7 protein-coding genes are annotated in these 8,928 nt (G+C 57.2%); 2 read left to right on the top strand and 5 right to left on the bottom strand.

Going from position 1 to position 8,928, the window contains the following annotated elements; translation table 11 throughout:
• The 5 genes from IH881_19265 to IH881_19245 form a co-directional block, all read right to left on the bottom strand.
• A partial coding sequence (locus IH881_19265; GenBank protein ID MCH7869841.1) for a hypothetical protein occupies nucleotides 1-327 on the bottom strand: 327 nt, incomplete at its 3' end.
• A gap of 24 nt (nucleotides 328-351) precedes the next feature.
• Nucleotides 352-1,149, bottom strand: coding sequence for a hypothetical protein (locus IH881_19260; protein ID MCH7869840.1), 798 nt, complete (start codon nucleotides 1,147-1,149; stop codon nucleotides 352-354).
• Entirely contained in the window at nucleotides 1,133-2,002 is an 870-nt protein-coding gene (locus tag IH881_19255; GenBank protein MCH7869839.1) for an MBL fold metallo-hydrolase, read from the bottom strand. The genes IH881_19260 and IH881_19255 overlap by 17 nt, the downstream gene beginning before the upstream one ends.
• A 627-nt stretch (nucleotides 2,003-2,629) precedes the next feature.
• Complete coding sequence (locus IH881_19250; protein ID MCH7869838.1) at nucleotides 2,630-4,054, bottom strand: FAD-dependent oxidoreductase; 1,425 nt, start codon at nucleotides 4,052-4,054, stop codon at nucleotides 2,630-2,632.
• Nucleotides 4,055-5,091: 1,037 nt separating this feature from the next.
• Entirely contained in the window at nucleotides 5,092-6,495 is a 1,404-nt protein-coding gene (locus IH881_19245) for a transporter substrate-binding domain-containing protein (GenBank protein ID MCH7869837.1), read from the bottom strand.
• 213 nt (nucleotides 6,496-6,708) lie between these two features.
• Here IH881_19245 and IH881_19240 point away from each other — a divergent pair, with 213 nt between their 5' ends.
• A complete protein-coding gene (locus IH881_19240; GenBank protein ID MCH7869836.1) occupies nucleotides 6,709-7,140 on the top strand; it encodes an NfeD family protein in 432 nt (143 codons plus the stop codon).
• Nucleotides 7,141-7,205: 65 nt separating this feature from the next.
• Nucleotides 7,206-8,159 carry a paraslipin gene (locus IH881_19235; protein MCH7869835.1) on the top strand — a complete coding sequence of 318 codons (954 nt, stop codon included), beginning with the start codon at nucleotides 7,206-7,208 and terminating at the stop codon, nucleotides 8,157-8,159.
• Nucleotides 8,160-8,928 lie beyond the last annotated feature (769 nt).

The following is an 8,928-nucleotide window of genomic DNA, read 5'->3' as shown; positions in this document are numbered from 1 at the left end:
GGAGAGAAACTTTTCGGGGTTGCTTCGGTTCTGCTCCAGAAAGAAGCAGTTGGTCTCCATCTCGGACGAGTAACAGACCTGATCGCCTCCCCGTACCTCCCAGGTTCTAGGGAAGACTTCGTCCCAGGCTTCGATCTTCGCCGTTCCGTCGGGGTAGTACTCCCCCCTGGCGACGACGCCGGACTTGAGGGTGATCTCTGCAGTGGCGCCGCTGACGAACGCCTTGAGTTCCTCCGCACCCTCCATCTTCTGCCACTCGCCCGCGCGGCTTTCCATCGGGAGCACGGATAGAATAAGAAATGCAAAGAGCTTCGATTTCCAGGTCATCTTACGATCGCTACGTCAAACGACTTAAGCGAAGCATGCAGGCTGGCAAAGCTCTTCTTGCCGAGGATCAACTGGGCTCCAGTCGTCCTTGCTCAACTTGATCGTTGGGCCTTGATTGGGTTGGTCGGTAATCGCGATAACACCGTTGCGCAGCGCGATCGCATAGCGGGTCTTCTCCTCACTGAAATCGACGTTGAATTCAGCGCGCTTGCCCTCGGCCAGGCGTGGGTCACCGAGGTAGCGTAGGTACTGCACATTGTCGTTGAGTGGTGAAGCTGCCAGCTTCTCAGGCGTGACGGCCCCCAGCACCTGGCTCAGCTGCTGATAGTGGCGAACAGTATGCTCACCAAATTGAAGTTTGCCTTCGTGCAATAGCGCTTCGGAAATGTAAAAGCCGCGAGCGTTTGCCGAAGTCGTGCGCTGGCCGAGGGCGCGGGCTGCTTGCGCGCGCACCGCCTTGGCCTCAGCGTTGGTGTCATCCAACTGCAGCAAGTGTGACGTCAGGTAGAGCGACCACTGCCAATCTTCCAGGCTGTTGCTGGCGTTGGCAGCCTTGGCGTTTTTCAGCACCTCGTCGGCGCCGCCCATGGCCTCGACTACTTGGCTACTGAACCGAGCCTTGCTCAGAGGGCTGATGTCGTAGACGTCCCACCCCATCCAGCCGATGCGAGCGCCATAAACACGCTTGACGTGGCTTTCCACCTGGCCGTAAGTCTCTTTGTCTTTGCGGACCGCTTTAGGCAAGTAGATCCTCTCGGCAGCGTCCTGCGCATCCAGACCCATGGAAATCGCGCGATAAGTCTGGTCATGAATGAGCTGCATTTGGTCGCGAGTTTCCTGGATACCTGCGATGACTTTGTCCTTGCCGACCAACGGGCGCGCCGTGAATATCCACGTGATATTCGATGTCGCGAGTCAGGGCCAAGTCGGCAGCCTCGACGAAATCCATCGGGTCGCGGTACCAATCGCCGCGCAAGGTATAGAGATTAAAGACGGCAAACGCGGCCAGGGCATTGGAGACCAGCAGTTTCTTCTCGGGAAAATAAAAGGCCACACTTTCGGCAACATCGGTTTTGCTGGGCAACACCTCCACTTGCAAACCAGCGATCTCGTGCTTCTCAACCACTCCGTCCTTGAATGTGACGTCGGGTGGCACAAAGGCCTTGGTGCCGGTCAGTTTTTCTGCGCCGAAACCCATGAGGTTCGGGAACGCATCGGGGCCTTCTGCAGGGTGCAAAATGCCGAATTGGATCGCCGCCCGGGTGCCGAAGTTGCCCGACAACACGCTGACTCCCTGATCGCCATTTAGAGTTGCCACCAGATCCTCATGTCCGTAGAAGCGGGTACCCTCATCCCGCCACGCCTTCGCCCCCATCGCATAGTGGGAGTGGGTGTAGAGCACCGCTGCGACCTTGATCTTGCCGACCTTGTCTTCCAGGGCGCGGCGCTGTTCCTGGGCCACTTCGAGGTAGTCACCCGCATCTACGATGACCCAGCCCTCTGGCCCCTCAACGGCAATGATGTTCGAGATCCCCCAACCACCAAGGCGGTAGATGCCGTCTGCAACCTTCAGCACACTTTTCTCTTCAATCCCGACGTCCTTGTTGACTGACGCCGCCTGGGGAGAGGTCCGTGAGCCTTTCGGACCCGTGATCACCTTCTCCTGCAACGACATGTTGTATTGGCTCGCCTCTCCGGAAAGAGCTGCACCGGCAGGGATGCCCAGGGATAGAGCGAGTAGGATTCTCGTGATTGTTGCCATTGCGGGCTCCTTGTGAGTGGATAATCAAGTGGGTGCGCACGCGAATCTGTGAGCCCCGCGCATTTTACGTGGGGGCAACTCGTGAACTCGCACAAGCAAAGCGGCAATCAGTGTAATGCAGCGGTCCCCCTCGGAAAGCAAAGAAATGCCACAGCGTGCAATCGAACTGAGGCCGTAATTGCTTGGTGCCGTTGGGGCTCACATTGTGCGGCTCAAGATATGCCCCCAAATGTGCCCCACTTCTTGCGTGTCCCCAACTCATTGTGACTCGCCCGTCTTACCGACCGCTATCGGCCTTGAGCGGAGGGAGTCTTACCCTCCCCCCTGAATGTCGTAGAACGCAGCCGGATTCTCTACCCGCTCGGGCCTTGTAGGTGTGTTTCTGCCTCAAGCGAATGACAAGCCGCACACTTGTTGAATTGCTTCTTGCCGGCATCGTCTTCTGCTGTGTCCGCGTTAGCCCCCGTAGAGAATGTGAGAATCAGAAAAATTGCGGTGACCAAGGAGGCAGGCGCTGAATGATTCATCGAGGAGGCTCGATTAACCCAGGAATTCGTTGACGCGCTGGGCCGCCTTGATTCCGCCACCTATCGCGCCATCAATAAAACCGCGCCATCCTTCACCGTGGTCGGAGGAGCCGAAGAATATCCGACCGTAATCTTTCTGGAACTGATCGTAGTATTTGTTGACCCATCCAGGTCGATATACAGCCCAAGTGCCCTTCGCGTACGGATCATTATTCCAGTCATAACTCATTGTGCTGAGCACCTCGACTCCGGGAAGATGCGCGTCGAGTGCTTTTTGCACATCTTCATCGTCGTAAACGTCGACCGCCGCCGGATCCTTCCCGAAAGCCACCAGCAAGGTGTAGCCGCTCGCCTGCTTGTATGTCATGACGTAATCAAAGGGGTTTCCCACCGCTACGGTCGCGATGTTTCCTACGTCACCCCTCACTTTGATATAGATTTTCAAGCCCGATCCGCAATGACGTTTCTTTCCAGCCTCGACCACTCCTTTGGGTAAGGCCGGCGTGAACTTGATATCCGCAATCGTGTTCATTGGCAGACAATTGATGACTGCATCGCAGGAGAAGTGATCACCGCGCACCGTAGTGACAATCACTTTGTCGCCCCGGTCCTCAACCGATTTTACGACCGAAGACAAGCGCACTTCGGGTGCGCCATCTTCAATCATCTTATTGATCAGGCTGGCCGTGCCATCCTTCAGGCTGAACCGAACGACCGAATCCATGAATGTGGGGAAGAAGCCGCCACCGGCAAGATGCCAGCGCATAACTTCCAGGTAAGACATCTGCTGAGGATGATTACTCGCCATGCCGGAAATGAAACCGAATATAAAGGTGTATTGCAGTGGGGATAATTCGAGGCTGTCCAGATGCTCGATCGCATTGATTTTGTCTGCTGTCAGTGCAGCATCACGGTTGTGCAGAATATCCCAAACACGAGGCATGATGGATCGCGCAGCCCGATGGTAGATGCCCCACCCGGCAGCCACCTCCACGTACTGTTTTTCGGAGAGGGCCGTGCGTTTGCCATCCATGATGACGTACATGGTGTCTGGGTCTGCCCCGGGGGCTTCAGTGATTTCGAGTTCGTAACGCTCGACCTCTGCCCATACGAAAGGCTGCGTGTGATGTATCCACGCTCCACCTAATTCGACTTTATCGCCATCGAACTCACTGGAGAACGTTCTTCCGCCCAGACGGTTACGTGCTTCCAGCAGCAACGTCTTGTAACCGTTTTCCATTGAATCACGCGCTGCCGCCACGCCTGCGTTTCCCCCGCCGATGATGATCACATCGTAATCGCAATCCGCGAATTTGGACGCCACATCGCCACTTCCGGTTCCTGGCACCGCCACCCCGCCGATAGCGAGTGTCGCGGTGGCGCCGAGGAATTGCCTGCGGGAGATTTTTCTATTCGCCTTGCTCGAATTTTTGGCCACGGAATTGCTCCCTTTAATCAACATAGGTCATCGGAGCTTTGGGTAACGGATGGTTCTTGCTGGAAGATGGTTCTTGGTTTAAATCCAGGTTGCTCTTCCGACCAGATACCTGTGTCTCGTCAATATTACATACGGCACCGTAGCTACTGAGTTTTATCGGTCCAAAGGGGTTGAGGGTATCTTTAGCAGGATGCCGCGGGATGCAGGCGAAGGATCGGGGTTCTGGGCGAGGTGTCACCCTATGGCACTTCCTGGTACCTCATGGCACTACCGGACCGAACCAAGTATTCCGAATAGCGAAGCAATACCCATAGGTTGCAGAATTCTTGAAACCGCCTCCGAAGCTGGGGGTCGTGCGTTCGAATCGCACCCGGGTCACCATTTAAATTCAAGCGTAGCTTCGCATCCAATGTGAGAGGCCAGCTTCGGAAGTTGGGGGCAAACTGTGGCCGATGAGGCACAGTTTGTGGTTTCGCCCGTGGGCGCAGCCCACATGAAGGGCGAAGCCGGTGCGTTCGAATCGCACCCGGGTCACCATTTGTTTCAGCTACTTGCGCGGACGACTTCCTGTTGATCGGGTCGCATGGGTTCGGTCTGGTTCGGTTTTGGTTCGGTCCACGTTTGTGAATCTGAGATCGGCGTCAGCCTGAGGCAAAACGTGGCGGTAGGTGTCCTCGATGACCTTGACGCTCGCGCCCACCCACTCGGCAATTCGAGTAACCGGTGTCCCTGCTTCGAGTGCCCATGTAATGAACGTGTGCCGAGACTGAAACTGAAGACTGTCTCTTAGTGAGAGCCGTCTCGATTCCGAAATGTTTTGACGACGCACACGTTGCGGTGCCTGAGAAATTCCGGAAAGTGGCGGAGCCGCTCTCGTGTTTCGATTCGTGCAACAACGCCAAAGGGAGGCAAGGAGGCATCGCTTGCGGCTAGAACACGAGCACGCCCTAAGCAGCACAGCCTTTCCTTCACGGTGGTCGCGGTCTCGACTCAGCGACCGGAGTGAGCGCGTCTGGGCCCTCTCGGGGTGCGTTTCCCTACTCGACCCCTAATAACTCGTAAGCGACGAAGCGCCGATTGATCTCGCTCACGTACTTCACCGGTTCGCCCTTTCTCAGGGCCACCATGGCGATTTCGACGTTTCTAAACCAGCGCTCGCTATCGAGACCCATCTCCTTGGCTTTTTTGATTGCGCGACGCACAGTAGCGGGCCCCGCATTGTAGGCGGCCAAGGTAAAGCGCACCCGGTCTCGTTCCCGTATTCCCTCTTGCTTGCTGAAGTAGCGGTCGCGGATCCACGCGAGATAACGGGTTGCTGCCTTGACGTTGGCCTCGACGTTCTCCACGCCCACGATGTTGGGAACATCCACATAAGGTTCCGCCGCGGTCTGGGGTTTGATCTGAAACAGGCCGGTCGCGCCAGAGGGGTTGTGGGCATCGGCGCGGAAGCGCGATTCCTGATAGGCGATCGCAGCCAGTAGCCGCCAATCGAAGCCGCTCAGTTTGGCATAGCGGCGGAACAGATCGTCGTATCGTGAGAGTTTGGGCGCGCCTGCAGCGTCCAAGCGAACTCGAATGCTGGCGGCGTTCTTGAAGTAATGCTTCAGCGCGATGTTTCCGCGAAGTGTCCCCTTGCGGAAGTCTTGGAGGGTGGCATCCACTTCGCGTTTTAGCGCCTCGCTGCCCCGCGTGAGTGCCCAAGCGAGTTGTCCGCGATGGCGCAGGGAGAAGCTTCGAATTACGACCAACTCCGGGTAAAGATTCTCGGCGAACTCAGCCATGATCGAGTCGGCGACCGTCCAATCGAAACGACCGGCGGCGACCAGCGCCAGCAAATCTTCGCTCTCGAGTTCATCGTCAACCGGAACGAGTGTGATGGCTGGCTTGCCCGCGGCGATCAATTGGCGGTTTAACTCACTCAGGCTTTGCGCGTGGCTCGAATCCGCGCGCACCGCCACCTGCTGGCCCGCCAGGTCCGTCGCCCGGGCTGGCAGAGCGGCGCCTTTTCGACCCACGATCCACTCTTCTACTGGATGGTAGGTCTGGGAGAAGAGCACCCGCTGGGCGCGCTCCGGCGTGATGGTGAGGCGCGCCGCAATCAGATCGCCACGCCCGGCTTCAAGCAGAGGGATCAGTTGATCGCTAGATACCGGGAGTAATTCAAAACGGATCGGAAGCTTTCCCGGGTAGCGCTTGGTGAGACGCTCGGCGAGCGCTTTCACCATCTGGGCTTGATAGCCCCGGGGTTCCCCGCGGTCCAGGAAGTAGTCGAAGGAGCTTTTGGAAGTTAGAACGCGGAAATAGCGGTCCTGGACAATCTGCTCTAGAGAGCCGGTACGGGTGTCCGCGAGATGAGCGTCGAGGGGTGTATCGGGTGCTGAAGTGTCGGCGCCGAGGGTGAAAAAGAGAAGGAAGTGCAATAGGTACTTGGGTATGTGCATGCTGGGAGTCTAGGCTTGATGCACCTTGGACGGAAGAAAATGCCAAGCGGCCGATGGGTCTGCGAGGGCCGAGAAGAGCTGTGGCTTGATTTTGCCTTTCAATCTTTGTCAGAGTTCGCAATTGGCAAGGGGCACCTCATTGCCGATACTCCCGTCGACTGTGGTCGATCGATTCCCAATCGATGCTTGGCATTATGGCTAAGAGGTGAAGGCATGCTTTGGTGGCAGTGGATGATCCTGGGGAGTATTTTTCTGGGCGCCGAAATTGCAGTGGATGCTGAGTTCTATCTGGTCTTTTTAGGCGTTTCTGCATTGCTCGTAGGCTTGTTGGGAATGACCTCCGTCGCTCTTCCGATATGGGGCCAGTGGTTGCTCTTTGCCGGGATCGCGATCGCCAACCTCGCCATTTTTCGAGCGCGGGTCTACAAAGCAATGCGAGGACAGTTTTCAGACCGGGTCGAAGGAGTCGATGGTGAAATCGCTTGGGTCAGCGAAGAAATTCCTCCCGGCAAAATGGGAAGCGCCAAACTCCGGGGCGCAATCTGGCAGGCTCGCAATATGGGAAGCGCGCCCCTCGCTGCCGGAAGCCGGGCCATCGTCCAGGGGACCAACGGTCTCGTGCTCGAACTTCGTGCCGAGCCCTGACACCCCTTGAGCCTGAACCCGCTTTTTTTACTCGAACAACGGACACCCCAGCCAAGGAGAAACTCATGGAAAATGTTGGATTCATAGCGGCGATTGCAGTTGCGTTATTGGTCATCGTCACGTTGGCAAAAACGGCGGTCGTGGTCCCCCAGCAGAGCGCCTATGTGGTCGAGATGCTCGGCAAGTACAACAAAACCCTTCGAGCCGGTTTCCACATTCTCATTCCCTTCGTTGAGCGCGCTGCCTACAAGCACTCCTTGAAGGAACACGCGATCGATGTTGAAGAGCAGGTCTGCATCACAAAAGACAATGTACAGGTCGGCGTCGATGGTGTTCTCTACCTTCAAGTCATGGATCCCGAACTCGCGTCCTACGGCATCGGGAATTATACCTTCGGGATCTCTCAACTCGCCCAGACGACCCTGCGCAGCGAGATCGGAAAAATCGATCTGGACCGTACCTTCCTCGAGCGCGCCACCATCAACGCCAATGTCGTGGCTGCGGTGGATCAGGCCTCAGAAGCCTGGGGGGTCAAGGTGTTGCGCTATGAGATCAAGAACATCAATCCGCCTGTTGATGTGCTGGCTGCCATGGAGAAGCAGATGCGCGCGGAGCGCGAGAAACGCGCGATGGTTCTCACTTCGGAAGGAGTTCGCGATTCCAAGATCAACGAAGCCGAGGGCCAAAAGCAGGAGGTCATCAAACGATCCGAAGCGGATCAGCTGAAGCAAATCAACGAAGCCAATGGACAGGCAGCGGCGATCCTGGCCGTCGCCAACGCAACCGCAGAAGGCATCCGGACGGTGGGTCTGGCGATCAATGCGGAGGGAGGCGAATCCGCGATGAAGCTGCGCATCGCGGAGCAATACGTGAAGAGCTTCGGTGAACTCGCCAAAGAGGCCAACACCCTGGTGATCCCGGCCAACCTAGCCGATGTCGCTTCCATGATCGCGTTGGCGACCAATGTGGCTTCAGCGACGAAGGGTTCGGCAACGCGACCCGACGGCAATCCCAGTTGAATGAGGGGGTGGCTCGGTTTCTTCTTGGAGCGTGCGAATTCTTGCACCTGCTCACAAACCCCGCCGCAACCGGCCCGCCTCCCCTCACGACCGTGGATCGAGCCCCTCGAATAGAGCTGGACTAAAAGGAAAGGGTGGCAATCCGAACTATTCGCGCTTCCGTCAGCGGTGGGCACGGCAACGAGCCTGCTGGAGGAGGACTGATCGCAGCGCTCAGGCAGTCTGCGCCGAAGGGTTCGGCAACGCGACCCGACGGCAATCCCAGTTGAATGAGGGGGTGGCTCGGTTTCTTCGAAGACGATGGATTTGGAAGGTCTCCCCGCCCCCGCGATTGGGGTTGAAGAGCGAAGCGATGAGGCCCCGAGCGCGGGGGCACGCACACCGTCGGTACAGCCCGACCCGGAGGATTCCGAACTTAACTTGATGCTGTGCTGATTGTTTCCCACTCGACTGCGTTCGAGAACGCTCTGTGACGCCCATTCTCTTCACAAAAGCCAATATCTCTCAGCCTCGAGGAAAGACAGCCCGAAGCAGCCAGCAAGGTCAATGCTCCCTAGACGTTCGTGATCTTACCCTCGAGGAGCATGATGACTGTCCAACTCTCGAAATGGTCCGCGATCGTTCTGTCCGTTCTTCTGGTGTCCTGCTCCGGTGGTGGAGGTGGTGGTGGCGGTGCTGGTGCTGCTTCGTCCACTCCACAACTCGTTCACATCGTGGTCGCCAGTTCATTGACGGACCGCCTGACCATTACCCTGGACGATGACGCGTC

This window comes from Myxococcales bacterium, from assembly GCA_022563535.1.
GTDB lineage: Bacteria > Myxococcota_A > UBA9160 > UBA9160 > UBA4427 > DUBZ01.
Note: the sequence above shows the minus strand (reverse complement) of the source record. Positions and strands in the feature narration are given on the sequence as shown.